Genomic DNA, 26,155 nt, shown 5'->3' with positions numbered 1-26,155 from the left:
TCTCAGCGGGTGTTCCATTCGTGCACGGTCAGCTCGGAGGCCTGCATCGTCACCAGCGGATCGGTGGCGACGATGGCCTGCGCCTGCGCCAGGCTGTCCACGTTGCACAGCACATAGGCGCCACCACTGCCGTCGGCGAAACCACCAGTCAGCTGCAGCTTGCCCTGCGCCTGCAACGCATCGAGGAAATCGCGGTGCGGCTGCACCGCTGCATCGTTGAAGTCCGGCCGGCGCATCGCCATCACCAGGTAGACAGTGCCCGCCATCAGGACAGCGCCTGCCAGCGCGCGCGCAGTTCGTCCAGGCGCAGGTCGGCGGCCGAACCCGGCGACACGCGCGCGGCGAGGCTGCCTTCCGGGGTACGCCCCTGCCCTGCACTGTCGGCACCGGCCGCAGCGGCCTTGTAAGCCTCACGGAACGGCACGCCGGCCACGGCCGCTTCCACCGCCACGTCGGTGGCATACATGCCCGAATCGATGGCCGAACGCAGCTTGTCGTCACGCCATTCCAGGTTGGCCAGCAGCGCCGGCAGCAGCTCCAGCGCGGCCAGGCCACGGCCGAAGCCGTGGAAGATGGCACCCTTGGACGACTGCAGGTCGCGGTGGTAGCCCGACGGCAGCGACAGCAGCTGCTCGATCTCGGTGCGCGCTGCGGCGACGCTGGCGTGGGTCGCACGCATCAGCTCGATCACGTCCGGGTTGCGCTTGTTGGGCATGATCGAACTGCCGGTGGTGTACTGCGCCGGCAGCGCGACGAAGCCGAACTCGGCGCTGGTGAACAGCGACAGGTCCCAGGCGATGCGGCGCAGGTCCAGCGTGGCACCACCGAGCGCTTCCAGCGCGGCCAGCTCGAATTTGCCGCGCGACAGCTGTGCGTAGATCGGCGAGATCTGCATGCGCGCAAAACCGAGCGCAGCCGTGGTGTGCTCGCGGTCCAGCGGCAGGTTCACGCCATAGCCGGCAGCCGTGCCCAGTGGATTGGCATCGACCAGCGCATGGGTGTCACGCGCGCGGATGGCATTGTCGATGAAGGCCTCGGCCCAGCCCGCCCACCACATGCCGGCCGAGGACACTACGGCGCGCTGGATGTGGGTGTAGCCGGGAATCGGCAGGTCCTTCTCGGCCTGTGCGCGGTCCAGCGCGACCTTGGCCACTTCGGCGCTGAGCTGTGCCACGCGCTGCAGCTTCTCCTTCAGCCACAGGCGGGTGGCGACCAGGATCTGGTCGTTGCGGCTGCGGCCGGTGTGGATCTTGCGGCCGGCATCGCCGAGGCGTCCGGTCAGGCGCGCTTCGATCGCCGAGTGGCCATCCTCATACTGGGTATCGAGCACGAAGCGGCCTTCGCGGAAGTCCTGCGCCAGCACCTCCAGTTCGCGCAGCAGGCCGTCCAGCTCGTCGGCACTGAGGATGCCGATGTGCTGCAGGCCTTGTGCATGTGCGGCGCTGGCGGCGATGTCATGCAGGAAGAACTCGCGGTCGAGGATCACGTCGTCGCCGGCGAGGAAGGTCTGGATCTGGGCGTCGACAGCGACGCCGGGCTTCTGCCAAAGAAGGTCTGCCATGGGGGCTCCGGAAGGCGTGTTCAGTGCGGGATGGACATCAGTTCGTCGATGCCCAGCGCGAGGTTGAGGTTCTGCATGGCCTGGGTGGCCGCGCCCTTGAGCAGGTTGTCCAGGGTCGCCACCACGACGACCCGCTTGCCGCCCGGCGCGAGCGTGAAGCCACCGACCTGGGCACCGTGTCGGCCGGCGATGCGACTGACCCACGGCGCTTCATCCACCACGTCGATCAGGGGTTCGCCGGAATAGGCCTGCTGGAAGCGCTCGACGATCTGTTCGCGGGTCTGCACGCGGTTCAGCCACAGGTTGGCGGTAAGCGTGATGCCCCGGAAATGCGGCGCGACATGTGGCATGAATTCAACAGCCACACCCAGCTGCACCGACACCTCGCGCTCGTGCACGTGGTTGGTCAGCGCGTAGGGCATCAGGTTGTCGGCCAACAGTTCGACGTTGTTCTTGTCCGACGGCGTGGTACCGGCGCCGGAGTAGCCGGAGACACCGAAGCACTGCGGCGGACCGGCCAGCAGGTCCAGCAGCGGATGCACCGCCAGCTGCATCGCCGTGGCATAGCAGCCCGGGTTGCTGATGTGCTTCTGGCCGTTGTAGCGGCCGCGGGTCAGTTCCGGCAGGCCGTAGTACCAGCTGTTGTCGAAGCGATAGTCGGCCGAGAGATCGACGATGACGGTGTCCGGCTTCGCCGCTTCCAGCGCAACCACGAACGGTGCGGCCAGGCCATTGGGCAGGGCCAGGATCACCGCGTCCACACCCTTGGCCGCCACCGCGTCGGCGTCCAGGTTCTCGTACTGCAGATCGCCCTGGAATTCCGGGTGATGGTCGGACAGGCGCTGCCCGGCGCGCTCGCGCGAGGAGACGAAAGCCAGTTCCAGCCGCGGATGGGCGGCCACCAGCTTGATCAGCTCGGCGCCGGTATGGCCGCGGGCACCGACGATGCCAAGGGTAAAGGTCGAATCGTTCATGCGTGGCTGTCCAGGCGGTACTGCAGGTGGCGCTTAACGCCCTGCCATTCCGCGTCGATGATGGAGAAGATGACGGTGTCGCGCGGCGTGCCGTCGGCATGCCGCTTGTGATTGCGCAGCACGCCGTCCTGCTTGGCGCCGAGGCGGGCGATGGCAGTGCGCGAGGTGGCGTTGAACCAGCTGGTTTCCAGCACCACGCTGATGCAGCCCAGCGTTTCGAAGGCGTGCTGCAGCAGCAACAGCTTGGCTTCGGTGTTGGCGCCGGTACGCTGCACGCGCGGCGCATACCAGGTGTAGCCGAGGCTGAGTTTCGGCACACCGGCATCCATGTCATAGAAACGGGTACTGCCGACGATTCCGCCAGCCGCATCACGGATCACGAACGGCAGCACCTTGCCTTCGCTCTGCGCCTGCAGCGCGGCCCGTACATAGGTCTCGGCCTGTTCCGGCGACGGCACCTGGGTGTACCAGAGCTGGTCCAGGCCGCTGCCTTCAAGCGCATCGCGCAGGCCGGGCACGTGTTCCATCTGCATCGGCTGCAGGGTTACGTGCTGGCCGCGCAGGGTAGGAACCGTGTTCCAGGCATCGAGGTTGCTCATTGCTCAGCCCTGCAGGCTCGGGGTGCGCTGCGCGCAATGATCGACATAGGTCTTGATCCGGTCGATGCCATCGGCACCGAACCAGAATACCTTCCAGTGGTCCTGCTTGTAGCAGCCGTCGGATTCGGCGTAGTAGAAGTGATTGATCGGGTTGCCATGGCGCGAGCGCCAGAACAGCTGCGGCGTCTCTTCCAGCATCACGTTCCAGACCGCACGGCCCAGGCCCTCGCCCTGCGCGTCGTCGAGCACGGCGAACTTGTCCAGGTACACGCCCTCTGCCTCGTCGGTGAGGATGACCGCGGTGCGGTAGTTCTCGCTGACGTAGGCACGCAACAGCTTGGTCTTCTCGAAATAGTCCGGCACCAGCGCGCGGCCGAAGCTGGATTCGATCAGGCCCTTCAGGCGCGGCAGGTCCAGTTCGTTCCAGGCGGTGGCGCGCAGCACCTTTTCACCCTTGCGCACCAGCGTGCCCGAACCCTTGTGGGTGAACAGTTCCTTGGCCAGGTCGGCCGGGCGCGTGATCGACACCGACGATTCGAGCGGCAGGCGGTCGAGCAGATCCTTGATCTGTTCGATCTTCACCTTCATGCCGCCGTGGATCCACGGCTGCGCGATCAGGTGGTCGTACTCGGTGGACAGGTTTATCGAATCGATCACGTTGCCCGCCTCGTCCAGCAGGCCGCCCGTGCCGGTCAGGAAGATGATCTTGTACGGCTGCAGTTCCTGTACCAGCTCGTTGGCGGCGAAGTCGGCGTTGACGTTGAGGATCTGGCCGCCGGCGGTCTCGCCCAGGCTGGTGATGACCGGGATCGAGCCGGCGCGCAGGCTGGCCTCGATCGGTGCCAGGTTGACCTTCTTCACTTCGCCGACCAGGCCGTAGGTATCCACATCCAGGTACTCGGCTTCGAACACGCCGCCGGTGATCGAGGTGGCGCGCGCGCCGTTCTGCTGCAGCGCCTCGACCAGCCGCAGGTTGGACTGCTGGAACACCCGGCGCACGATCGCCAGCGCTTCCGGCGAGGTCACGCGCAGGCCGTTCACGGTCTGCTTCTCGATGCCGGCGGCCGACAGTTCGGCATCCAGCTGCGGGCCGGCGCCGTGCAGCACGATCGGGGTCAGCCCGACTTCCTGCAGGAACGACAGCGAAGAGGTCAGCGCGTCGAGGTCGTCGCGCAGCACCGCGCCGCCGACCTTGACCACGGCGAAGCGCTTGGCATCCAGCTGCGAGAAGCGCTTGAGGTACTGGCTGATCTCCTTCGCGCTGGCCATGCTGGAAAGCAGGCGCACGATGGTCTGGCGGGTCTGGCGATGGGGCTGGAGGGCAGGAGGCATTTCGGTTTCGTCGGAAAGGGAAGAATCAGGCGCCGGCGGCGATGATGCGGTGCACGGCGTCGGTGTAGCGCTGCAACTGCTCCAGCGTCACGAACTCATCGGCGGTGTGGGCCTGGGCGATGTCACCCGGGCCGAACACCAGCGTGGTGTAACCACCGGCCGAGAACAGCGAGGCTTCGGTCCAGAAGTCCACCGCGTTGCCGATCGGCAGTTCCAGCGCATCGGCCACGTCACGTGCCAGCAGGCGGCGGTTCTCGGCTTCGGCGATGTCGCCGGCCGGCAGGCTGGGGCCACGGAAGGTTTCGGTGAATACCGCCGCTTCCGGCTCGGCGAAACCGGCGAAGGTGGCCAGCAACGCGTCGATGTTCATCGACGGCAGCGGACGGAAGCCGAAGCGCACTTCGGCAGCGGGTGCGATCATGTTGGCCTTGATCCCGCCTTCGACGCGGCCGATGTTGAAGCGCAGGCCCGTCAGCCCACCGAAGCGCGCCGAAGCCAGCGATTCCACATGGTCCAGCGCGCGGTTGCCCCAGCGCATCGCCTGGTGCAGCGCGCTGGCAGCCGCATCCTGCTTGCCCGAGGCGTGCCCTGCACGACCGGCGAACTGCATCAGCACCGAGCTGATGCCGCGATGCGCCAGCACCGCTTCGCTCATGGTCGGCTCGGCCACCAGCACCGCTTCGTACGGAATGCCGCGGGCCAGGAACGCGGCGATGCAGCGCGGATCGTTGGCTTCTTCATCGCTGGAGAACAGGAACGCGGCATCACCATCGCTGGCATTGGCCGCAGCCACCAGTGCAGCGGCCGCGCCCTTGATATCACACACGCCCAGGCCGACCACGCGGTCGTCCAGGCGCCGCATCACATGCGGGTCGGCACTCCAGTGCGGCGAGTCCGGCACCGTATCCAGGTGCACGTTGAACAGGTACTTCGGCGTACCACGCACGGCGTACAGGCTGACCGCGCCCGCGCCATGGTCGATCACCTCGACGTTGAAGCCGGGCAGGTTCGCGCGCAGGTAATCGAAGATGCCACCGGTGGTGATCGCACGCGGCGGGTTGCGGGTGTCGAAAGACACCAGGGCCTGCAGGTGATCGAGCGTCTGTTCAAGCATGTGTCTGAATATCCGTAGGGTTCGAAATCGGTAGTGCCGGCCGCTGGCCGGCTCCGCAATGATCCAGCCGTGCCACGAGCCGGCCAGCGGCCGGCACTACCCTCCATCGATGTTGCGAGGCGCCGGCCAGCGGCCGGCACCCCGTCACAGGTCAACCACGATTGACCTGCGCATAGACAGTGGAGCTCATCCCGAACAGCTTGATGAAGCCTTCGGCCTCCTCCACGCCCCAGTCGGCCGACTGCGCGTAGGTGGCACCCTTGGTGTTGAGCAGGTGCGGCGACTTCACCGCCACTGCATCGACGCGGCCACCGCGGGTTTCCAGCACCACTTCACCGTTCACCTTGGCCTGCGAGGACTTCAGGAAGGCTTCGATGTCGGTCTTCAGCGGGTCGTGGTAGAAGCCTTCGTACACCAGCTCCACCCACTTGCGCGCCACGTCCGGCTTGAAGCGGTTCTGCTGCTTGGTCAGCACCGCATCTTCCAGCGCGCGGTGTGCGGCCAGCAGCGAAACCAGGCCCGGGGCCTCGAACACGATGCGGCCCTTCAGGCCGATCACGGTGTCGCCGGTGTACACGCCGCGACCGACACCATACGGGGCGAACAGCTTGTTGAGCTGGGCCAGGATCTGGTCGCCCGGCAGCGCCTTGCCGTTCAGTTCAACGGCTTCGCCTTCAACGAACTTCAGGGTGACGGTCAGCGCCTGTTCCGGCCACTCGCTGCGCGGTGCGCACCAGCCACGGGCGCCCTCGCCCGGGGCTTCCCAACGGTCGATCTCGCCGCCGGACATGGTCAGGCCCAGCAGGTTCTCGTTGATGGTGTAGGCCTGCTGCTTGGCGCGCACGCCGAAGCCGCGCTCTTCCAGGTACTTCTGCTCGTAGGCGCGGGTCTGGGTGTGTTCCTTCTGGATCTCGCGGATCGGCGCCATGATCTGGTAGTCACCCAGCGCCTTCACGGCCAGGTCGAAGCGGACCTGGTCGTTGCCCATGCCGGTGCAGCCGTGGGCGATGATGTTGGTGCCCAGTTCGGCGGCACGCTTCAGCGCGGCATCGACGATCAGGTAGCGGTCCGAGACCAGCAGCGGGTACTGGCCCTGGTAGCCTTCGCCGGCCCACACGAACGGCTTGACGAAGCCTTCCCAGATCGCCGGGCCACCGTTGACGGTGACGTGGCTGGTCACGCCCAGTTCGGCGGCGCGCTTTTCGATGAAATCGCGCTCTTCATCATCCACGCCGCCGGTGTCGGCGAACACGGTGTGCACGTTGTAGCCGCGCTCCTGCAGGTACGGCACGCAGAAGCTGGTATCCAGGCCGCCGGAGAAGGCGAGAACGACGTCTTTGTTGCTCATGGGAGTCAGGTCCACTTGGGGGATGGGAATTCGGTAGAGCCGACCGTTGGTCGGCTGGAATGATGGATGCGCCGCTGCGAGAGCAGCCGACCAACGGTCGGCTCTACCCCTTGTTCGATCTAGCGCCCGGCAACCGCCGCCATGATCGCCTTCTGCACGTGCAGGCGGTTCTCGGCTTCGTTGATGGCGATGCACTGCGGCGAATCCATCACCGCGTCGGTGGCCTTCACGTTCCGGCGCAGCGGCAGGCAGTGGCTGAACACACCGTTGTTGGTCAGTGCCATCTTCCGCTCGTCCACGATGAAGTGCTTGAACTGGTCGCGGATCGGCTTCTCCGGCTCCCAGTTGCCGAAGAACGGCAGCGCGCCCCAGCTCTTGGCGTAGACCACGTCGGCGCCGGCGTAGGCGCTGTCGATGTCATGGCTGATCTTCAGCGAACCGCCGCTATCGGCCACGTTCTGCTCGGCCCAGCCCATGTAGCGATCGTCGAGGATGTAGTCGGCGGTCGGGCACAGCAGGGTCACGTCCATGCCCATGCGGGTGGCGATGGTCAGTGCCGAGTTGGCCACGGCGGTGTTCAGCGGCTTGGGGTGGTAGGTCCAGGTCAGCACGTACTTCTTGCCACGCAGGTCCTGGGTGCCGAAGTGCTCCTGCAGGGCCATGACGTGGGCCAGTTCCTGGCACGGGTGGGTGATGGTCTCCATGTTGATGACCGGCACCGGCGAATACTTGGCGAAGCTGTTGAGGACGATGTCCTGGCGGTCGTAGGCCCAGTCGATGAACTTGGGGAACGCACGCACGGCGATGATGTCGCAGTAACGGCCCAGCACCTTGGCCACTTCCGCAATGTGTTCTTCGGTATCGCCGTCCATCACCGTGCCGAGGTTGAACTCGATCGGCCACGCATCCTTGCCCGGCTGCAGCACCACCGCGTGGGCGCCGAGCTGGAACGCGCCCAGTTCGAAGCTGGTGCGGGTGCGCATGGAGGGGTTGAAGAACACCAGCGCGATCGACTTGCCCTTGAGCTGGTCGCCGAGCTTGTTGCGCTTGAACAGCGCGGCCTGGGTCAGCAGCGCGTCAAGATCGCTGCGGCTCCAGTCCTGGGTGTTCAGGAAGTGCTTGGGGGACATCATCTTTCCTTGCGTGGCGGCGCCGGGTTCGACGCGGTGGAAGGGAAAAGCAGGAAGCAAAGGTGGATCGAAAAGGTTGCAGTTGCAGCTTTCAGCACATGCATTTTTGAAGCGCGGAAACGAAAAAACCCAGCCGGCGGGCTGGGTTTTTTTCGGACGAACAGCAGAAAGCTCCGGTTACCCAGCGAGGATGTGGGGTTCCGGTCGACGCGCACGCGAGGTCATGCCCGACGCCTGTCGGGCTGCGCTGCTGTCGTGCTGGAAGTCGGTGAGCTTCATGGCCGCCAATCTTTGCATGCGGCCGGGGCCGACGCAAGGGGCCGGGGTCGCAGAATCAGGGATTACCGGCGGCGCCCTGCTCGGGGCCGACCCAGGGGGTGATCGAAACCCGGATCTTCAGCCGGTTGCCGGGGTCTTCCGGCAGGCGCGACCGGTACTTGGTGCCCTTGTAGACGTAATCCACGTCATAGGCGATCGGCCGGCGGAATTCACGCCCGACCGGCACGATGCGGCAGTCGCGGGTCAGCATCGGGCCGTTGTTGGCCGGTGCCGGGGCAGGCGTCTCGGCGGCGGTCTCCTCGGAGACCTCTTCATCGCTGCGCTTGAACATCGAGCGCACCGAGTCCCAGAAGCGGCTGATCCGGCCCTTGTCCTCGACCGGCTCTTCACCGGTGACGTTGACCGGGGCCAAGGTGCGGGTCGAGATCGGCTCGCAATGCTCCTCGGTGCGGGTCGCGCGCAGGGTCTGGAACACCGGCTCGACGTTCAGCACCTGCGCATAGTCGAACTTCACATTCTCGACGATCACCACCCGGTTGCGCGGCTCGGCCTCCTGCGCCTGGGCCACGGCGGCCGTCGCCGACAGGCAGGCCAGGGTCAGCAACGCGGTGGATTTCAGTGGCGACGGGAGCAAGGACACGGCAATAGTGTAGGCAGTGACGAGCGCAAGGGGCTGAACATTACCCGTCCACGCCGCTCCTGCCCACCCCACCTTGGGTGGAGCCGGCGTCCACCGGTGGCAATCGGCGCCCCAAAGCGGGCCGACACGTTCTAAAATCACGGGCTTGTCCCCCAGCCACAGCCCCATGACCCTGCGCCTGCACAACAACCTGACTCGCCAGCTCGAACCGTTCACCCCGCTCGATCCGGCCTGTCCGACCCTGTATGTGTGCGGCCCCACGGTCTACAACTACGTGCACATCGGCAACGCCCGTGGCCCGGTGGTGTTCGGGGTGCTGGCCGATCTGCTGCGGCGGCGTTTCGGTGGCCTGCGCTACGCGCGCAACATCACCGACGTGGACGACAAGATCAACACCGCTGCACGCGAGCAGGGGGTGCCGATCAGCACCATCACCGACAGGTTCGCCGCCGCCTACCGTGAAGACATGGCCGCGCTGGGCGTGGTGCCGCCGGACATCGAGCCGGAAGTGACTGCGCACATGCCGCAGATCATCACCATGATCGAGCAGCTGATCGCCAATGGTCATGCCTATGCCGCCGAAGGCCATGTGCTGTTCGCGGTGGCCAGCTTCGACGGCTACGGCAAGCTCTCGCGACGCGATCCGGAAGAGATGCTGGCCGGCGCCCGCGTCGATGTCGCCCCCTACAAGCGTGATCCGGGCGATTTCGTGCTGTGGAAGCCGTCCAGCGACGACCTGCCCGGCTGGGAATCGCCCTGGGGCCGCGGCCGCCCGGGCTGGCACATCGAATGCTCGGCGATGGCGGCCGCCCATCTGGGCGAGACCATCGACATCCATGCCGGCGGTGTCGACCTGCAGTTCCCGCACCACGAGAACGAGATCGCGCAGAGCGAATGCGCGCATGGCGGCAGGATCTTTGCCCGCTACTGGCTGCACAACGGCATGCTCAACTTCGGCGGCGCCAAGATGAGCAAGTCGCTGGGCAACATCGAGCGCGTACACGACCTGGTGCGCCAGCATCCGCCGGAAGCGCTGCGCCTGGCCCTGCTGTCGGCCCATTACCGGCAGCCGCTGGACTGGTCCGATGGCCTGATCGAGCAGTCGGTGCGCACCCTGGACCGCCTGTACGGCACGCTGCGCGAGCTGGCGTCGATCGAAGCCAGCGCGGTGATCCCGGCCAGCGTCGAGGCGACCCTGGATGACGACCTGAACACCCCGCAGGCACTGGCCGAAGTGGCCCGCATCGCCGCCGATGCACGCCGCGCCACCGACCCGGCCGAACAGGCACGGCTGAAGGGCGAGCTGCTCGGCGCCGGCCTGGCGCTGGGCCTGCTGCAGGCCGATCCGGCGCAGTGGTTCGGTACCGCTGCGGGCGATGACGGCGACGATGCCCGCATCCAGGGCCTGATCGACGAGCGTGCTGCGGCCAAGAAAGCGCGTGATTTCGCCCGTTCCGATGCCATCCGCGACCAGCTGGCCGCCGAAGGCATCGTGCTGGAAGACACCCCGCAGGGCGTGCGCTGGTCGCGCAAGCGCGGCTGACCTGCCCTGCCCCGTGGCCGGCCCGCCGGCCACGCCCCCACTGTAGAGACTGTTGTGACCGACTCCCCGTTCCCGCTTGAACCTACCGCCGCCGAGGCCCAGACCGCCATCGCCGAGGAATTCGGCTTCTTCGGCGACTGGTCCGAGCGCTACCAGTACCTGATCGACCTCGGCCGCAAGCTGCCCGCCTTCCCGGACGAATGGAAGACCGAAGAGCACCGCCTGCTCGGCTGCCAGTCGATGGTCTGGATCGTGCCGGAAGGCAACGCGCAGTCGCTGCGCTTCCATGCCATCAGTGATTCGGCCATCGTTTCCGGCCTGATCTTCCTGGCCCTGCGCGTGTACTCCGGGCGCTCGGCACAGGAAATCCTGGACACCGAGCCCAGCTACATCCAGGACATCGGCCTGGCCCGTCACCTCTCCCCCACCCGCAGCAACGGCGTGGCGGCGATGCTGGCCTTCATCCGCGAGACCGCGCAGGCCCAGCTGCAGCGCGACCCGTCGTGAGCGAGCCTGCCACAGCCGAAGACACCGCGCTGGGCCTGCTGTCCCGGCCCGGTTTCGCCAAGCTGCTGGCCTACCGCATCTTCGCGATGCTGTCCTACCAGGTGGTGGCGGTCACCGTCGGCTGGCACATCTACGAAGTCACCCGCAATCCGTTCTCGCTGGGCCTGGTCGGCCTGGCCGAGGTGCTGCCGTTCTTCTGCGTGGCGCCGTTCGCCGGCTATCTGGTCGACCACCTGCCGCGCCGTCGGCTGGGCATGGTCGCCTGTTCCGGGCTGATCGCCACGGCGCTGGTGCTGACCGGCGTTGCGACGGGTTGGCTGCCGTTCGAGGGCGTGTGGCCCATCTATGCGGCCATCGCCCTGACCGGCATGGTCCGTGCGTTTCTTTCGCCCATCTACAACGCACTGTTCGCCCGCGTGCTGGCCCGCGATCAGTTCGCGCGCGGCGCCGGCCTCGGCGCGGTGGTGTTCCAGGCCGGCATGGTGGCCGGCCCGGCGCTGGGCGGCGTGCTGGTTGGCTTCGGCGGCAAGGGCCTGTCCTACGCGGTGGCTACGGCCTTTGCCCTGGTGGCGATGGCCTGCCTGGCCACGCTGAAAGTGGAGGAGCCGGTGCACACCGGTCCGGCCGCGCCGATCTTCAAGAGCATCGCCGAAGGCGCGCGATTCGTGGTCGGCAACCGGATCATGGTCGGCGCGATGGCGCTGGACATGTTCTCGGTGCTGCTGGGCGGCGTGGTGGCGATGCTGCCGGCCTTCCTGCACGAAATCCTGCACCACGGTCCGGAAGGCCTGGGCATCCTGCGCGCGATGCCGGCGCTCGGTTCGGTGTGCGTGGGCCTGTGGCTGGCCCGCCACCCGCTGCACCGCAATGCCGGCCGCGTGTTGCTGTTCGCGGTGGCGGGGTTCGGCCTGTGCGTGATCGGCTTCGGCCTGTCGCAGCACTTCTGGCTGTCGGCGCTGATCCTGCTGTTCTATGGGGCCTTCGATGGCGTCTCGGTGGTGATCCGCTCGACCATCCTGCAGTTGGCCACGCCGGAAGAAATGCGCGGACGGGTGTCGTCGATCAACGGCATCTTCATCAGTTCGTCCAACGAGCTGGGCGCGTTCTATGCCGGCACGATGGCCCGTCTGCTGGGGCTGGTGCCTGCAGTGGTGCTGGGTGGGTTTGCGGTGCTGAGCGTGGCCGGGATCACCGCGTGGAAGAACCCGACGCTGCGGAAACTGAATTTGCGTGATCTGCAGTGACCCTGCGGAGAGCGCGTTCGGCGGCGCCGGGCGTTTGACTGGCCACGTTACTTTCCCTCGATGAATGGGTTTGTCACTTTCTTTGCGCGCGCAAAGAAAGTAACCAAAGAAACGCGCCGCCATCCGCGAGCCGGTGCTGCGCACCGGTGCCCTGCGCTCCTCGGTGAATCAGGGGACGGCGCCGAACTCGCTGCGCTCAAACAGCGGCGCCTCTTCGCCCCCGATTCCCCTGCGGTGCTCGGCTCGCTACAAGGCGGACCCAAGTCAACGGCCACAACTGCCCGTGCCAGCCACGGTCGCTTACCAACGATCCCCCAACAAAAAACCCAGCCGAAGCCGGGTTTTCTGCATGACCATACAACGAGCGGGAATCAGTCGCCCTGCTGCTTCTGCAGGTGCTCCCAACGCTCCTGGGCGTCGATGGTGCGTTCGGCGGTGAGGCGCGCTTCCAGGCGCTCCAGGCCGATTTCCTCGCCGGTGTCGACGCAGTAACCGTAGTCGCCCGCTTCCAGGCGCTTCAGGGTGCTGTCGATCTTGCCGATCAGCTTGCGATAGCGGTCGCGGGTACGCAGTTCCAGCGAGTTCTCGGTCTCGCGGGTCGCACGCTCGGCTTCGTCGCCGATATCACGCACTTCCTCGCGCAGGTTCTCGATGGTCTGCTTGGACTCTTCCACCAGGTCCGCGCGCCAGTTCTGCAGGCGCTGGCGGAAGTACTCCTGCTGCAGCGGGCTCATGTATTCCTCTTCCGAGGACGGCTTGTAGCCAGCCGGCAGGATCGGGCGGCCGGTGGCCTCGTCGGTCTTGTACTCGACCACCTTGTACTTGCTGCGCGGGGCCGGTGCCGCCGAGCGGGCGGCGACGGCCACGGCAACCTTGCCGACAGGGCGCGACACGGTCTTCGGGGCGGAATCGGATTTCACGGCGGTTTTGGCAGGCGATTTCGAAACGGGCACGGGATTCTTGGATTGCGGGGCCTTCGAGGCGGCAGGAGCGGCGGCCGGGGCCGGCTTGGAGGCCGGTTGGGCTGCTGCCACTTCCACGGTCTTGGCCGGGACAGGCTTGGCCGGAGCCGGCTTGGCAGCAGGCTTCGGTGCGGACTTCACTACTGGGGCCGGGGTCGGCTTTACGGCCGGCGCGGCAACATTCTTGGCAACCTTCTTTACAGCGGCAGGCGTGGCGACCGGCTTGGCCGCAGCGACCTTCTTTGCTGCGGGCTTGGCGACCGGCTTGGCTGCAGCCTTCTTCACCACCGCCTTCGGCGCCGGCTTGGTTGCTGCCTTCTTCGCCACTGGCTTGGCGGCAGCCTTCTTCACCGGCGCGGCCTTGCTGGCGGCCTTCTTCACCACCGGCGCCTTCTTGCTGGCAGCGGCAGGCTTGGCCTTGGCGGGCGCAGCAGCCTTCTTCGCCACCGGCTTGGTTGCCTTGACCGGCGTTTTCTTTGCGGTGGCCTTCCTGGCCGCCGGTTGCGAGGACGCTGCCTTGGTCGCCGGCTTGCTGGCCGGTTTCCTGGCAACGGGCTTTGCCGCCAACTTCTTCACAACAGGCTTGGCGGTTTTCTTGGCGGCCGTTGCGGCCTTCTTTGCAGTTTTTTTAGCAGCCACGAAACGCTCTTCCTTGGATTCCCCGGGGCCCGGGAAAGCGGGCCTTTATAGCCTACCCGACCCGCAGCAGCAACCTCGGCACCCTGCTCCATTCAGTCCTGGAGTCAAGGCGCCCTTGGAGGCAGTCCGACGAACACGGACCGCCTTGCGCGGTACGGAACCTGGCCAGCACCCGCAGGTGCTGGTACCGGTCGCAGGCCATCGGCGACATGCGACCAACGGCCCATCCTGCACAAATGCGGCCTTCATGCCAACTGGCATAAGATGACTGGGTGATCTCGCGCCTGCTCATTGCCCTGCTGCGCTTCTACAAGCGCTTCATCAGCCCCTTGCTGGGGCCACGCTGCCGTTTCGTGCCGAGCTGTTCTGAATACGCGATGGAAGCCATCTCGCGGCACGGCCCGCTGCGCGGCAGCTGGCTGGCTGCACGCCGGCTCGGTCGCTGCCACCCGTTCCATCCCGGCGGCTTCGACCCCGTGCCCGAGTCTCCCAACGCCCCCTCTTGCCGTTGCACAGGAAAACACTGACATGTCCTCCACCCTCATCACCAACGCCCGGATGGTCAACGAAGGCCGCACCTTCGACGGCGACCTGCGCATCGAGAACGGCCGCATCGCGCAGATCGGCAGCGGGCTGGCGCCGCGCGACGGCGAGCAGGTGGTGGATGCGGCCGGACGCTGGCTGCTGCCCGGCATGATCGATGACCAGGTGCACTTCCGCGAACCGGGCCTGACCCACAAGGGCGACATCGCCAGCGAATCGGCCGCGGCCGTGGCCGGTGGCCTGACCAGCTTCATGGACATGCCCAACACCAACCCGCCGACGCTGGATTCGACCATCCTGGAAGCCAAGTACGAGCTCGCGCGCGGCCGCGCCTGGGCCAACTATGGCTTCTACCACGGCGCCAGCAATGACAACCTCGACGCGATCCGTGCCCTGGATCCGAAGAAGGCCCCGGGCGTGAAGGTGTTCATGGGTGCTTCGACCGGCAACATGCTGGTGGACAACCCGGAAACGCTGGATGCGATCTTCCGCGAATGCCCGACCCCGATCATCACGCACTGCGAAGACACGCCGATGATCGATGCCAACCTGAAGGCCTTCCAGGAAAAGTACGGCGATGCGCTGACCCCTGACATGCATCCGGACATCCGTTCGCGCGAGGCCTGCATCAAGTCGACCCGCCTGGCGATGTCGCTGGCGCGCAAGCACGGCACCCGCCTGCATGTGCTGCACATCTCCACCGCCGACGAGCTGGCGCTGTTCGAGAAGGGCCCGCTGATCCGCGCCGACGGCAGCCGCAAGCAGATCACCGCCGAGACCTGCGTGCACTTCCTGCACTTCGCGCGCCCGGACTATGCGACCAAGGGCAACCTGATCAAGTGCAACCCGGCCATCAAGGAAGTGTCCGACCGCGAGGCGATCACCGCTGCGCTGGCCGACGACGTGCTGGACGTGCTGGCCACCGACCACGCGCCGCACACCTGGGAAGAGAAGCAGAAGCCGTACGCGCAGGCACCGTCGGGCCTGCCGCTGGTGCAGTACGCGCTGGTGGCCGCGCTGGAGCGCGTGCACGAAGGCAAGCTGACCCGCGAGCAGGTGGTGCAGAAATTCGCCCACGCGCCGGCACAGTTGTTCGACGTGGAAGAACGCGGCTTCCTGCGCGAAGGCTACTTCGCCGACCTGGTGCTTGTGGAAGACGTGCCGTTCACCGTCAAGCGCGAGGACGTGCTGTCCAAGTGCGGCTGGTCGCCGTTCGAAGGCACGACCTTCCGTTCGCGCGTGGCCTCCACCTGGGTGAACGGCCAGCTGGTGTGGGACGGCAGCAAACTGGTGGGCGAGCCCGCCGGCCAGCGCATGACCTACGACCGCTGATGCGCGCGGCTCTATTTACCGGGGCGCTGCTGCTGGCGGCCCCCCTGCTCAGCGTACCGTCGGCTCACGCGCAGGATGGCATCGGCAACCTGATCGACAGCCGCGTGGTGTTCCCGGCCAGTGCGTCGCAGGGCGCACTGGTGATCGGCAAGGTGCCCGCCGGCAGCCGCGTGCAGTACGCCGGTCGCCAGCTGCGGGTGAGCGGCTACGGCAGCGTGGTGTTCGGCATCGGCCGCGACGAGAAGGGACCATTGCGCGTGCAGGTGCAGCGCCCTGATGGCGGCAGCGAGACCGCGACCATTGCGGTGACGCCGCGCGACTGGCCCACCGAGCGGGTCAACGGCGTGCCGCCGAAGACGGTCAATCCGCCGCCGGCGATTGCCGAGCGGATCAAGCGCGAACAGGCGCAGGTGACCGCCGCGCGTGCCCGCGATGACGACCGCACCGACTTCACCCAGACCTTCATCTGGCCGGTGCAGGGCCGCATCAGCGGTCGCTTCGGCAATGCGCGCGTGTACAACGGGCAGCCCGGTGCCGGTCATTCCGGCATGGACATCGCGGTACCGACCGGCACCCCGGTGAAGGCACCGGCCGCCGGCATCGTCACCTTCGCCGGGCCGGACCTGTACCTGACCGGCGGTACGCTGCTGCTCGACCACGGTTTCGGGGTCAGCTCCAACTTCCTGCACCTGTCGCGCATCGACGTGAAGGTCGGTGACCGCGTCGAGCAGGGCCAGGTGATCGCCGCGGTCGGTGCCACCGGCCGCGCCACCGGCCCGCACCTGCACTGGGGCATGAACTGGTTCGATACCCGTATCGATCCACTACTGGTACTGGAACGCAAGTAACGCGCGCAATGCGCTTTGGTGGGTGCCAACCTTGGTCGGCACAACCTCACAGAGCGTGCGGACCAAGGTCCGCACCCACCAGAAGCAGTCAACAGCGCCGATCGATCAACCGCGCGCAGCCCACCACACGCGCAACAAGGTGCGCACCGGGGTCGCTTCAATCGGCTTGCCTGCGGCCTGCGCGGCAACGCGGGCGCGCGCCAGGCTGGACCACACACGGCGCGGGCGCGGGCCGGGCACGCGCGTGCCCCAGCCCTTCAACAGATGCTGCGCCCAGCGCTGTGCAGCCGTGCTGGCATCACCATCCAGCAGGCTGCGCGGTACACCGGCCACGCCGGCATCCTGCAGGCGCTGGGCCAGGGTCTGCAACTGCACCGCGCGACCGGCACCGGTGCGCGGCTTGTCCGCGAACAAGGCCGCCTCGACCGCAGCCACGGCTTCAGCGTAGTTGGCCAGCGCACGCTCCGCACTGACAGCGTCCAGCGCGACGGTGCGTGCTTCAACCAGATCCGGCAGCGCTTCGGCCAACTGCGCCCACGGCGCACGCACCGGCTCCAGCAGACGGCCCAGTGGATGGCGCGAACGATGCCCGGCCCAGCTGCGCAGTTCCTCGCCCCACCATGCCAGCTTGGCATCGGCCGGCAGCGGATCGCCGCCGGTATTGAGCATGTCGTCGAACTCCTGCAGCAGCGCGAACCACGCCACGGCAAGCTCGCGTTGCGATTCGGCCACGAACGGGGCGGCCACCGACCATTCCGGCCAACGGCTGCGCCACTTGTCGAGGAAACTGTCCAGCGCGGTACTGCTCACTACGTGATTCCTTACGGCTGGGCCGGGGCTGCCGGCCGGGTCGGCCAGAGACTGGCCAGTTGCAGAAGTTCGGCGTTCTCGACCAGCACGTCGGCCTGCCAGGCCAGCGGGTCGTCGCTGTGCAGGCGGTAGCCCCACAGCGCCGCCACCGACGGCATGGCGGCAGCGCGTGCGGCGATGATGTCGCGCTCGTCGTCACCCACGTACACGCAGTCTTCGGCGGCAATGCCAATGGCCTGCGCAGCGTGCAGCAGCGGCAGCGGGTGCGGCTTGCGTTCGGCCAGGCTGTCACCGCCGACCAGCACCGCGCAGCGCTGCTGCCAGCCATGCTGCGGCAGGATCAGGCGCGCCAGGTACTCGGGTTTGTTGGTGACGATGCCCCACACCGTACCGGCCTCATCCAGCGCGGCGAGCATGCCGGCCACGCCGTCGAACAGCACTGCGTGCTGGCCGATCAACGCTTCATAGCGCTGCAGGAATTCCGGGATCAGTGCATCGCGCGCAGCGGCATCCAGGTCCGGGAACGCGGCCGAGACCATTGCCCGCGAGCCCTTCGACACCACCGGGCGCAGTGCGGCCGGATCGATGGGTGCACGACCACGTTCGGCCAGCATCGCGTTGCAGGTGGCGACGAAGTCCGGCGCGCTGTCCAGCAACGTGCCATCCAGGTCGAACAGCACCGCACGCGGGAAGCGGGCGGAGGTCATGCCGGCTTGACCGCGTAGGCCAGGTAGTTGATGTCGGTGCGGCTGCTCAGGCGGGCGTGGTTGCGCCACGGCTCGTAGGCCATGCCGCTGACGTCCACCAGCTGCATGTCGGCCTCGCGCAGCCAGCGCGCCAGCTCGGCCGGCTTGATGAATTCCTGGTAGTGGTGCGTGCCCTTGGGCAGCAGCCGCGCCACGTACTCGGCACCGACAATCGCCACTGCGAAGGCGGCAGCGGTGCGGTTGATGGTCGACAGGAACAGGTGGCCGCCCGGCTTCAGCAGGCGCTTGCAGGCCTCGATGATCGCGCCCGGGTCTGGCACGTGCTCCAGCATTTCCATGCAGGTCACCACATCGAAGCTGCCCGGCTGCTCGGCGGCCAGGTCCTCGGCGGCCTGCACCCGGTAATCGACCTTGGCGCCGCTTTCCAGCGCATGCAGGCGCGCGACCTTGACCAGCTCCGGGGCCAGGTCGATGGCGGTGACGTCGGCGCCGGCCTGGGCCAGCGCTTCGCTCAACAGGCCGCCACCGCAACCGATGTCGAGTACGCGTGCGCCGCGCAGCGGAACGCGGTCGGCCACGTATTTCAGGCGCACCGGGTTCAGCGCATGCAGCGGCTTCTGCGGGCCGTCAGCGTCCCACCAGCGGTTGGCCAGCGCGGCGAACTTGTCCAGCTCGGCCTGATCGAAATTGGAGGAAGCGTGGGGGGCAGTCATGAGGGAGTCCTTGCGGCGCCGGGGTTCAGGCGCGGATATGACGGATGCGCTCGCGCCACTGGCGCGCGTTGGCGATGATGCCCGGCAGGTCCATGCCGACCAGCTCGCGCTGCACCAGCTTCGGCTTGCCGGCGATCCAGACGTCGCTGACCTGCTGGCGGCCGGTGGCGTACACCAGTTGCGACAGCACGTTGTGCAGCGGCTGGGTTTCCAGTGCGGACAGGTCGACGCAGACCAGGTCGGCCTGCTTGCCGACTTCGATCGAACCGATGCGCTCGCCGAAGCCCAGCGCGCGGGCACCGCCCAGGGTGGACGCGCGCAGCGTGGTCGCAGCGTCCAGCGCGGTGGCGTCATCGGCCACGGCCTTGGCCAGGATCGCCGCGGTGCGGTTCTCGCTGAACATGTCCAGGTCGTTGTTGCTGGCGCAGCCGTCGGTGCCGATCGCCAGGTTCACGCCGGCGCGCTGCAGGGCGCAGGCCGGACAGAAACCGGAGGCGAGCTTCAGGTTCGATTCCGGGCAATGCACCACGCTGACGCCACGCTCGGCGCACAGGTGGATTTCCGCATCGGTCAGCTGGGTCATGTGCACCGCGATCAGGCGGTCGTTGACCAGGCCGAGGCGATCCAGCCGCGCCAGCGGGCGCTGGCCGTGCAGCTTGATCGAATCGTTGATCTCCTGCGCGGTCTCGTGGGTGTGCAGGTGCACCTGCATGTCGAGCTGGTCGGACAGCATCCGCACCCGCTCGAAGTTGGCATCGTTGACCGTATACGGCGCATGCGGCGCGAACGCGGTGCCGATCAGCGGATCGGTGCGCCACTGGTCATGCAGTTCACCGGCCTTGGCGAAGTACTCGTCGTCGGTCTTGGCCCAGGCGGTGGGGAAATCGATGATGACCGCGCCGACCAGCGCGCGGAAACCATGCTTCTTGTAGACGGCGGCCTGCACATCGCCGAAGAAGTAGTTCTCGTTGGCGCAGGTGGTGCCGCCGCGCAGCATCTCGGCGATGGCCAGGGTGGTGCCGTCGGCGACGAATTCGGGGCCGATCACCGCCGCTTCCACCGGCCAGATGTGCTGCTGCAGCCAGGTCATCAGCGGCAGGTCGTCGGCGACGCCGCGCAGCAGGGTCATCGGGTTGTGCGTGTGCGCATTGACCAGGCCCGGCATCAGCGCCGCCTCGGGGCGGCTGACCACCTGGGTGGCGCGGAACCGTGCGCGCGCCTCGGCACGCGGCAGGATGGCCACGATCTCGCTGCCACGCACGGCAACGGCATGGTCTTCCAGCACCACCGCATGCGGCTCGATCGGAACGACGTAACCGGCTTCGATGAGCAGGTCGCAGGCTTCGGGGAGGTGCGGGCTATCGCTCATGCGGGCTCACTGGCTGGGGGGCGGCGAGATACTTCTGGGGACACGCCCCTGAGTCAGGGGCTGCCGCGAAGCGGCGGGGTCTGGAGACCCGTGAAGCGGGGGCCCATGATCTGCCGAAGCAGATCATGGGAGCGCCAGCGCGAATGCGATGGCGCGTATCCGGCCAGCGGCCGGCACTACCGTAATCCGGCTGCGCCGGATTACTTGACGCGTGCGGAGTATTCGCCCGAACGGGTGTCGACGCGGATCACTTCGTCCTGGTTCACGAACAGCGGCACGCGGACCACGGCGCCGGTTTCCAGGGTGGCCGGCTTGCCGCCGCCGCCCGAGGTGTCGCCACGGACGCCCGGATCGGTTTCGGTGATCTTCAGCTCGACGAAGTTCGGCGGCTGCACGAAGATCGGCTCACCGTTCCACAGGGTGACCACGCAGGACTCCTCGCCCTTCAGCCACTTCTCGGCGCCGCCCATGCCGGCCTTGGTGGCCTGGACCTGCTCGAAGGATTCCGGGTCCATGAAGTGCCAGTACTCGCCGTCGCTGTACATGAAGTTCATGTCGGTATCGACGACGTCGGCTGCATCCAGCGAGTCGGTCGACTTCATGGTCACTTCCTGGGTACGGCCGTCCTTGATCAGGCGGTACTTCACGCGGGTGAAGGCCTGGCCCTTGCCCGGCTTGACGTATTCGGTGTCGATGATGACGGCCGGTTGGTTGTTGACCAGGATCTTCATCCCGTTCTTGACGTCGTTCATGCCGTAGCTGGCCATGCGTAAACTCCTGAGTGGCAAAAACGCCGCGGGTGCGGCGAGCCGTTAGAATGGAAAGCCCACCGGGTGCCGGTGGGCGACTGTTTTTCTGCCCCCATGATAACCGCAGGCCCCCTCTCCATGCAGCTTTCCGCCTTCCCCCGGCCCCAGTCGCCAGGCGCGCCCGCGCGCTGGCAGCAGCTCTGGCGCCAGGCACTGCGCGACCCGCAGGCGCTGCTGGCCCGGCTGCAGCTGGACCCGGCGGCACTGGGCGTCTCCGAAGCGGCCATGGCCCAGTTCGCGCTGCGCGTGCCGGAGGGGTTCGTGGCCCGCATGCGCAAGGGCGATCCGGCCGATCCGCTGCTGCGGCAGGTGCTGCCGATCGACGAGGAAATGCGCCCGGCGCCCGGGTTCAGCTTCGATGCGGTGGGCGATGGCGCGGCCAAGAAGGCCACCGGCGTCATCCAGAAGTACCGAGGCCGCGCCCTGCTGGTGGCGACGGGCAGCTGTGCGATCAACTGCCGCTACTGCTTCCGCCGCCACTTCGACTATGGCGCGGAAAACGCTGCCAAGGGCGGCTGGCAGGAGGCCGTAGCCGCCATCGCCGCCGACCCGGACATCGACGAGGTGATCCTGTCCGGCGGTGACCCGCTGTCGCTGGCCACGCACAAGCTGGTCGAGCTGACCGACGCCCTGCGCGCGATCCCGCATATCCGCCGCCTGCGCATCCATACCCGGCTGCCGATCGTGCTGCCCGAGCGCGTGGACGAGGAACTGCTGGCCTGGCTGGGTGGCCTGCCGTGGCCGCTGGCCATCGTGGTCCACGCCAACCACGCCAACGAATTCGACGCCAGCGTGGACGCCGCGATGGCGCGCCTGCGCGGCATCGGCGCCCAGCTGCTGAACCAGGCGGTGCTGCTGCGCGGGGTCAACGACAGCGTGCAGGCCCTGCAGGACCTGAGCGAGCGCAGCTTCGCCGCCGGCGTGCTGCCCTACTACCTGCACCAGCTGGACCGGGTCGAGGGCGTGGCCCACTTCGAAGTGGACGACACCCGGGCCAAGGCATTGATTGCCGGGTTGACCGCGCGCCTGTCCGGCTATCTGGTCCCGAAGCTGGTGCGCGAACTGCCCGGCGACCCGAGCAAGCGCCCGGTGTAATTCCGTAGCGGGGTCAGATCCCTTTTCCTGCGGAAAAGGGATGACCCCCGGCACAACGTCAATCGGTCAAACGCCCGATTCGATCATCCGCACCACTTCGGTGGCGGTGACCGGGTGGCTCAGCCAGTAGCCCTGCCCCAGATCGCAGCCGCGCTGCGCCAGCAGTTCGAACTGCGCCTGCTGCTCGATGCCCTCGGCCACCACCGTGATGCCCAGCGCGTGGGCCATGGCGATGATCGCCGTGGTCAATGCGAGGTCGTCGGGATCACGCTGCATGTCGGCCACGAAGCTCTTGTCGATCTTCACGCCGTCCACCGGCACCTGGCGCAGATGGCTCAAGCCGGAGAATCCGGTGCCGAAGTCGTCCAGCCATACCTTCACGCCGGTGCGGTGCAGCTTGTCCAGCAGCTGCGCGGCGACCATCTCGTCACCGATCACCGCGGTCTCGGTCAGCTCCAGATGCAGGCGCGACGCTGGCAGCCCGGACTCATGCAGGCATTGCGCGACCAGCGCCGGCAGTTCGCCGCCGCGTAGCTGCCGCGGTGACACGTTCACCGACACGAACAGGTCGTCGCCGGCCGCCCCGCGCGGCCACTGCGAGGCCTCCATGCAGGCCGCACGCAGTACTTTCGGGCCGATGATCTCGATCAGACCACTCTGCTCGGCCACCTCGATGAACACCGATGGCGGAATCGTGCCCAGGGTCGGATGCTGCCAGCGCAGCAGCACTTCGACGCCGACCATGCGGCGGTCGCGCATGCGGAAGATCGGCTGGTAGGCCAGGCGCAGTTCGCCTCGCTCCCAGGCGCCGCGCAGCTCCTGTTCCATATGCACGCGACGTTCGACCGCGTGGTCCATCGCCCGGCTGTAGTAGCGATAGCAGTTCTTGCCGGCCATCTTCGCCTGGTACATGGCGATGTCGCCGTTTTTCAACAGGGTGGTCGCATCGGCCGCATCATCGGGGAACAGGGTCACGCCGATCGAGGTGCCCAGGAACAGCTCCCTGCCCTGCACCACCAGCGGCCTGCCCAGCTCGCGCACCAGCACTTCGGCCAGCAGCCGCGCGTTGGCGGCCACATCACCGTCGCCCACCAGGATCACGAACTCGTCACCGCCGAAGCGGGCCAGCAGGGCCTCGTCGCCGCCTGCCTCCGCAACGGCGCGGCCGATGCGCTGTGCGAACTGCAGCAACGCCTCGTCACCGGCCTCATGGCCAAGCGTGTCGTTGACCCGCTTGAAATCGTCGATGTCGGCGAACAGCAGGCCCAACCGGTGATTGGCGGCACGCGCGGCCATCAGCCGATGGTCCAGCGCTTCGCGGAATGCCAGCCGGTTGGTCAGCCCGGTCAGCGCGTCGGTATAGGCCGTGCGCCGCACTTCACGGTCATGGCGGGCGATCGCATCGCGCATGCGGGCGAAGCCGCGCACCAGCTCACCCACTTCGTCGTCACGGGTGTTCTCGGCCAGGGGCGTCTGGTAGTCACCGGCCTCGATGCGGCGCGCGGCCGCGGCCAGATCGCGGATCGGCGCGACCAGCGTGCGCTGCACGTACAGGATCACCACCACGCCGATCACCACCAGCAACCCCAGCATCAGCAGCAACCAACCCAGGTGGCGGCTGCCGACCAGTTGCAGGCGCTCGCCAAGGGTGGCGTTGGCCGCCTGTTCGCGTTGCTGCACTTCGTCCAGCGCCATGCCGACGCGGACGCCGCCGATGCGCTGGTTGCCGACCATGATCGGCATCGTGTTGTCCAGCACCTTCGGCGATTCCTGCACCAGCAAGGCCTGCGCCGCCGCGGCCTTGGGCGCCAGGGGATCGGCCATCGGCTGGCCGAATCCCGGGACCTCGACCGAGCCGTCGTGCACCAGCCGGCCGCGCTCGTCGAACACCAGTACATAGCGCACCACCGGCTGTCGCGCCGTGCTGCGCACCAGCACGCCGACCTGGTCCAGGTCGCGGTAATACAGCGGGTTGGCCAGCGCATCGGACAACTCGCGCGCCATCGCCTCGCCGCGGCTGCGCACGCTGCGGTCGAACAATTCATGGATGACGCCACCGCTGAGGGTGCGCACCTCGCTCTGCATCGCCGTCTGGCGCCCCAGCAGCACCGCCAGGATGGCGACCACCACGACCATCGCTCCGCCCATCGCCAGCAGGAACCGGGCCTGCATCCCCGAGCCGAGCCACTTCATTCCACTTCCATCCGCACGCGCGTCAATCCTTGTTTCAATTCATCCAACCGCTGCTGCGCATGCGCATCGACACGGTGGAAACCGGAAGTGCCAAAAAACCGATGCAACGCGCCCTGTGCCTGCGGGTCGCTGGCGGCCTGCAGCAGGACTTCCTGCAGGCGGTCGCGCACCCGGGCATCGAGGTCGGCGCGGACCATCTCCACCGCACGCGGATAGGGTTCGGTACGCAGCAGTTCGCGGAAATCGCGTCGGAATGCAGACGGCACCCGCCGCTCGTCGTTCCAGTCCACGCTGCTCACCGCCCCCACATCCGCCATCCCCTTGTGCACGTATGTCGCGATGTTCAACTCGCTGCGCGCGAACACATACCCCACGCTGTCACGCCCTGGCACGTCCCAGACCCCGGCCAGGATCTGCGGCGACAGGCCATGGTCCAGCAGGGTCATCACCGGTACCAGGTAGGCGCTGGTGGATGCCGTGTTCTGCAGGGCCAGGCGATGGCCGCGCAGATCCTGCACCCGCTGGATGGGACTGTCGCTGCGCACGAAGAACACCGTCTGGTATTCGCGCACCCCGTTGCGCTCGGTCAACAGCAGCGGCCGCGCACCACTGCGCTGGCCCAGTGCCACCGCCGTACCGGAGGTTTCCGTGACCCAGTCGACCCGTCCCCGCCGCAGATAGCTGGCCATCTGCTGCGGGTCGCGGGCCATCAGTACCCGCCCCTCCTGGATGCCGACGTCATGCATGCGCGCCACCACGTAGTCCAGCAGGGGTTGCAGCTGCTCGTAGTGAGCCTGGGGGTCATCGCTGATCCGGCCCAGCACCAGCACCGGATCCGGTGCCGCATGCACGGCTCCGGCCAGCAGGACCATGGCCAGGCTCAGCAGTCCCCCCTGCATTGCCTTTCGCAGACCCGACACAGACGTCATCCCCCCTGGGTATCCAGACAGACTACCCGAAAAAATGAGAACGTCGTCAGCTGTCCTTGCTGCCGGCCTGGGCCAGACGCGCCATGCGCTGGGTATCGGCGAGGATGCCGCGCAACAGGCGCACTTCCTGCTCGCTCGGCTCGCTGCGCAGGAACAGGCGGCGCAGCTTGCGCATCGCCGATTCCGGCGCGCGGCCCTTGTGGAAATCGATCTCGTCCAGGGTGTCGCCGAGCTGGGCGAAGAAGCTCTCCATCTGCTCATGGCTGGCGGCCTGTTCGCGGAAGCCCGGCTCGGCGTCGGCGGCCGGCTGCGCGCCCAGCAGCTGCATGCGCGTTTCGTACGCCAGCACCTGCACGGCGGCGGCCAGGTTGAGCGAGCTGAACTCCGGGTCTGACGGGATGTGCACTGCGGCGTGGCAGAGCTGCAGCTCCTCGTTGGTCAGGCCGGTACGCTCGCGGCCGAATACCAGTGCGACCTCGGCACCTTCGCCCGCCTTGGCCACCGCACGGGCGGCAGCGTCGGCCGGCAGGTATTCCTCCAGCTGGACGCGGCGGGCACGGGCCGTGCAACCCAGTACCAGGCGGCAATCCGCCACGGCCTCGGCCAGGGTGGCCACCACCGGAGCGTCCCCCAGCACGTCTTCGGCACCGGCCGAGCGGCGGAAGGCCTCCTCGTCCAGCGGCTTTTCGGGGGCGACCAGCACCAGGCGGGCCAGGCCCATGGTCTTCAGGGCGCGGGCGGCAGCCCCCATGTTGCCGGGGTGCTGGGTACCGACCAGGACGAATCGGAGGCGGGTGGCGGCGGGAAACTGGGACATGAACAGGGAAAAGGTCGAGCTGGACGATGACCAATGGTAAACTGTGCGGCCGGCCACTGCGCCGGACCCGCTCTTTTCCCCCGCCAGTCCATCTCTTCTGCCTTTCCGGGAGCCCACG

At 67.4% G+C, this 26,155-nt stretch carries 25 protein-coding genes; 7 read left to right on the top strand and 18 right to left on the bottom strand.

Annotated features, from left to right (window positions below; translation table 11 throughout):
* Positions 1-2: 2 nt before the first annotated feature.
* The 9 genes from AC5P5X_RS03135 to AC5P5X_RS03095 form a co-directional block, all read right to left on the bottom strand.
* Positions 3-266 (bottom strand): YciI family protein, encoded by a 264-nt coding sequence (locus AC5P5X_RS03135; protein WP_005414003.1) that lies wholly within the window; start codon positions 264-266, stop codon positions 3-5.
* Positions 266-1,561 carry an argininosuccinate lyase gene (gene argH / locus AC5P5X_RS03130; protein WP_088430019.1) on the bottom strand — a complete coding sequence of 432 codons (1,296 nt, stop codon included), beginning with the start codon at positions 1,559-1,561 and terminating at the stop codon, positions 266-268. The genes AC5P5X_RS03135 and argH overlap by 1 nt, the downstream gene beginning before the upstream one ends.
* 20 nt (positions 1,562-1,581) lie before the next feature.
* A complete protein-coding gene (gene argC / locus AC5P5X_RS03125; RefSeq protein WP_111188834.1) occupies positions 1,582-2,535 on the bottom strand; it encodes an N-acetyl-gamma-glutamyl-phosphate reductase in 954 nt (317 codons plus the stop codon).
* Complete coding sequence (locus AC5P5X_RS03120; protein ID WP_111188835.1) at positions 2,532-3,134, bottom strand: GNAT family N-acetyltransferase; 603 nt, start codon at positions 3,132-3,134, stop codon at positions 2,532-2,534. The genes argC and AC5P5X_RS03120 overlap by 4 nt, the downstream gene beginning before the upstream one ends.
* A gap of 3 nt (positions 3,135-3,137) precedes the next feature.
* Positions 3,138-4,466 carry an acetylglutamate kinase gene (locus AC5P5X_RS03115; RefSeq protein ID WP_111188836.1) on the bottom strand — a complete coding sequence of 443 codons (1,329 nt, stop codon included), beginning with the start codon at positions 4,464-4,466 and terminating at the stop codon, positions 3,138-3,140.
* A 25-nt stretch (positions 4,467-4,491) separates the two neighbouring features.
* Entirely contained in the window at positions 4,492-5,580 is a 1,089-nt protein-coding gene (locus AC5P5X_RS03110; protein WP_005410367.1) for an acetylornithine deacetylase, read from the bottom strand.
* Between the two features lie 151 nt (positions 5,581-5,731).
* Positions 5,732-6,928: an argininosuccinate synthase gene (locus AC5P5X_RS03105; RefSeq protein WP_111188837.1), complete on the bottom strand. Its 1,197-nt coding sequence runs from the start codon at positions 6,926-6,928 to the stop codon at positions 5,732-5,734.
* A gap of 119 nt (positions 6,929-7,047) precedes the next feature.
* Positions 7,048-8,058: an N-acetylornithine carbamoyltransferase gene (locus AC5P5X_RS03100; RefSeq protein WP_111188838.1), complete on the bottom strand. Its 1,011-nt coding sequence runs from the start codon at positions 8,056-8,058 to the stop codon at positions 7,048-7,050.
* Between the two features lie 334 nt (positions 8,059-8,392).
* Positions 8,393-8,956: a glycine zipper 2TM domain-containing protein gene (locus tag AC5P5X_RS03095; RefSeq protein WP_024958440.1), complete on the bottom strand. Its 564-nt coding sequence runs from the start codon at positions 8,954-8,956 to the stop codon at positions 8,393-8,395.
* Between the two features lie 187 nt (positions 8,957-9,143).
* Here AC5P5X_RS03095 and cysS point away from each other — a divergent pair, with 187 nt between their 5' ends.
* Genes cysS through AC5P5X_RS03080 form a run of 3 tightly spaced genes read left to right on the top strand, consistent with a single transcriptional unit; the run spans position 9,144 to position 12,271 of the window.
* Positions 9,144-10,520 carry a cysteine--tRNA ligase gene (gene cysS / locus AC5P5X_RS03090; RefSeq protein WP_005410371.1) on the top strand — a complete coding sequence of 459 codons (1,377 nt, stop codon included), beginning with the start codon at positions 9,144-9,146 and terminating at the stop codon, positions 10,518-10,520.
* 54 nt (positions 10,521-10,574) lie between these two features.
* The gene (locus tag AC5P5X_RS03085; protein WP_005410372.1) at positions 10,575-11,027 is read left to right on the top strand and encodes a SufE family protein; all 453 of its coding nucleotides are present in this window, start codon (positions 10,575-10,577) and stop codon (positions 11,025-11,027) included.
* Positions 11,024-12,271: an MFS transporter gene (locus tag AC5P5X_RS03080; protein WP_005414014.1), complete on the top strand. Its 1,248-nt coding sequence runs from the start codon at positions 11,024-11,026 to the stop codon at positions 12,269-12,271. The genes AC5P5X_RS03085 and AC5P5X_RS03080 overlap by 4 nt, the downstream gene beginning before the upstream one ends.
* 371 nt (positions 12,272-12,642) lie before the next feature.
* Here AC5P5X_RS03080 and dksA read toward each other — a convergent pair whose 3' ends face one another.
* Positions 12,643-13,872 (bottom strand): RNA polymerase-binding protein DksA, encoded by a 1,230-nt coding sequence (gene dksA, locus AC5P5X_RS03075; protein WP_111188839.1) that lies wholly within the window; start codon positions 13,870-13,872, stop codon positions 12,643-12,645.
* 272 nt (positions 13,873-14,144) lie between these two features.
* On the opposite strand from dksA, the gene yidD reads away from it, so the two are divergent.
* The 3 genes from yidD to AC5P5X_RS03060 are packed head-to-tail and all read left to right on the top strand — an operon-like array spanning position 14,145 to position 16,595.
* On the top strand, positions 14,145-14,399 hold the full coding sequence (gene yidD / locus AC5P5X_RS03070; RefSeq protein ID WP_005414016.1) for a membrane protein insertion efficiency factor YidD: 255 nt from the start codon (positions 14,145-14,147) through the stop codon (positions 14,397-14,399).
* Between the two features lies 1 nt (position 14,400).
* The gene (locus AC5P5X_RS03065) at positions 14,401-15,747 is read left to right on the top strand and encodes a dihydroorotase (RefSeq protein ID WP_012480835.1); all 1,347 of its coding nucleotides are present in this window, start codon (positions 14,401-14,403) and stop codon (positions 15,745-15,747) included.
* Positions 15,747-16,595 carry a M23 family metallopeptidase gene (locus AC5P5X_RS03060; RefSeq protein WP_181453835.1) on the top strand — a complete coding sequence of 283 codons (849 nt, stop codon included), beginning with the start codon at positions 15,747-15,749 and terminating at the stop codon, positions 16,593-16,595. The genes AC5P5X_RS03065 and AC5P5X_RS03060 overlap by 1 nt, the downstream gene beginning before the upstream one ends.
* A 105-nt stretch (positions 16,596-16,700) precedes the next feature.
* On the opposite strand, the gene AC5P5X_RS03055 is transcribed toward AC5P5X_RS03060, so the two are convergent.
* The 5 genes from AC5P5X_RS03055 to efp all read right to left on the bottom strand — a co-directional run bounded on the left by AC5P5X_RS03055 (position 16,701) and on the right by efp (position 20,961).
* Positions 16,701-17,405 carry a squalene/phytoene synthase family protein gene (locus AC5P5X_RS03055; protein ID WP_111188841.1) on the bottom strand — a complete coding sequence of 235 codons (705 nt, stop codon included), beginning with the start codon at positions 17,403-17,405 and terminating at the stop codon, positions 16,701-16,703.
* Between the two features lie 11 nt (positions 17,406-17,416).
* Positions 17,417-18,112, bottom strand: a complete 696-nt coding sequence (locus AC5P5X_RS03050; RefSeq protein WP_005410378.1) for a phosphoglycolate phosphatase — start codon at positions 18,110-18,112, stop codon at positions 17,417-17,419.
* Positions 18,109-18,825, bottom strand: coding sequence for a bifunctional 2-polyprenyl-6-hydroxyphenol methylase/3-demethylubiquinol 3-O-methyltransferase UbiG (ubiG, locus tag AC5P5X_RS03045; RefSeq protein ID WP_005410379.1), 717 nt, complete (start codon positions 18,823-18,825; stop codon positions 18,109-18,111). Before ubiG ends, AC5P5X_RS03050 begins: the two co-directional genes overlap by 4 nt.
* A 25-nt stretch (positions 18,826-18,850) precedes the next feature.
* The gene (locus tag AC5P5X_RS03040) at positions 18,851-20,194 is read right to left on the bottom strand and encodes a TRZ/ATZ family hydrolase (protein WP_005410380.1); all 1,344 of its coding nucleotides are present in this window, start codon (positions 20,192-20,194) and stop codon (positions 18,851-18,853) included.
* Positions 20,195-20,394: 200 nt separating this feature from the next.
* On the bottom strand, positions 20,395-20,961 hold the full coding sequence (gene efp / locus AC5P5X_RS03035) for an elongation factor P (RefSeq protein ID WP_005410381.1): 567 nt from the start codon (positions 20,959-20,961) through the stop codon (positions 20,395-20,397).
* Positions 20,962-21,057: 96 nt separating this feature from the next.
* On the opposite strand from efp, the gene epmB reads away from it, so the two are divergent.
* Positions 21,058-22,098, top strand: a complete 1,041-nt coding sequence (epmB, locus tag AC5P5X_RS03030; protein WP_099470238.1) for an EF-P beta-lysylation protein EpmB — start codon at positions 21,058-21,060, stop codon at positions 22,096-22,098.
* A gap of 66 nt (positions 22,099-22,164) precedes the next feature.
* On the opposite strand, the gene AC5P5X_RS03025 is transcribed toward epmB, so the two are convergent.
* Genes AC5P5X_RS03025 through AC5P5X_RS03015 form a run of 3 tightly spaced genes read right to left on the bottom strand, consistent with a single transcriptional unit; the run spans position 22,165 to position 26,037 of the window.
* Entirely contained in the window at positions 22,165-24,291 is a 2,127-nt protein-coding gene (locus AC5P5X_RS03025; protein ID WP_111188842.1) for a putative bifunctional diguanylate cyclase/phosphodiesterase, read from the bottom strand.
* Positions 24,288-25,220 (bottom strand): phosphate/phosphite/phosphonate ABC transporter substrate-binding protein, encoded by a 933-nt coding sequence (locus AC5P5X_RS03020; protein ID WP_043035356.1) that lies wholly within the window; start codon positions 25,218-25,220, stop codon positions 24,288-24,290. Before AC5P5X_RS03020 ends, AC5P5X_RS03025 begins: the two co-directional genes overlap by 4 nt.
* 46 nt (positions 25,221-25,266) lie before the next feature.
* On the bottom strand, positions 25,267-26,037 hold the full coding sequence (locus tag AC5P5X_RS03015) for an RNA methyltransferase (protein ID WP_005414025.1): 771 nt from the start codon (positions 26,035-26,037) through the stop codon (positions 25,267-25,269).
* Between the last annotated feature and the right edge of the window lie 118 nt (positions 26,038-26,155).

The organism is Stenotrophomonas sp. YJH_SMC_91 (assembly GCF_059368495.1).
The sequence above is the reverse complement of the archived record's forward strand: the minus strand, read 5'-3'. Positions and strand labels throughout refer to the sequence as shown.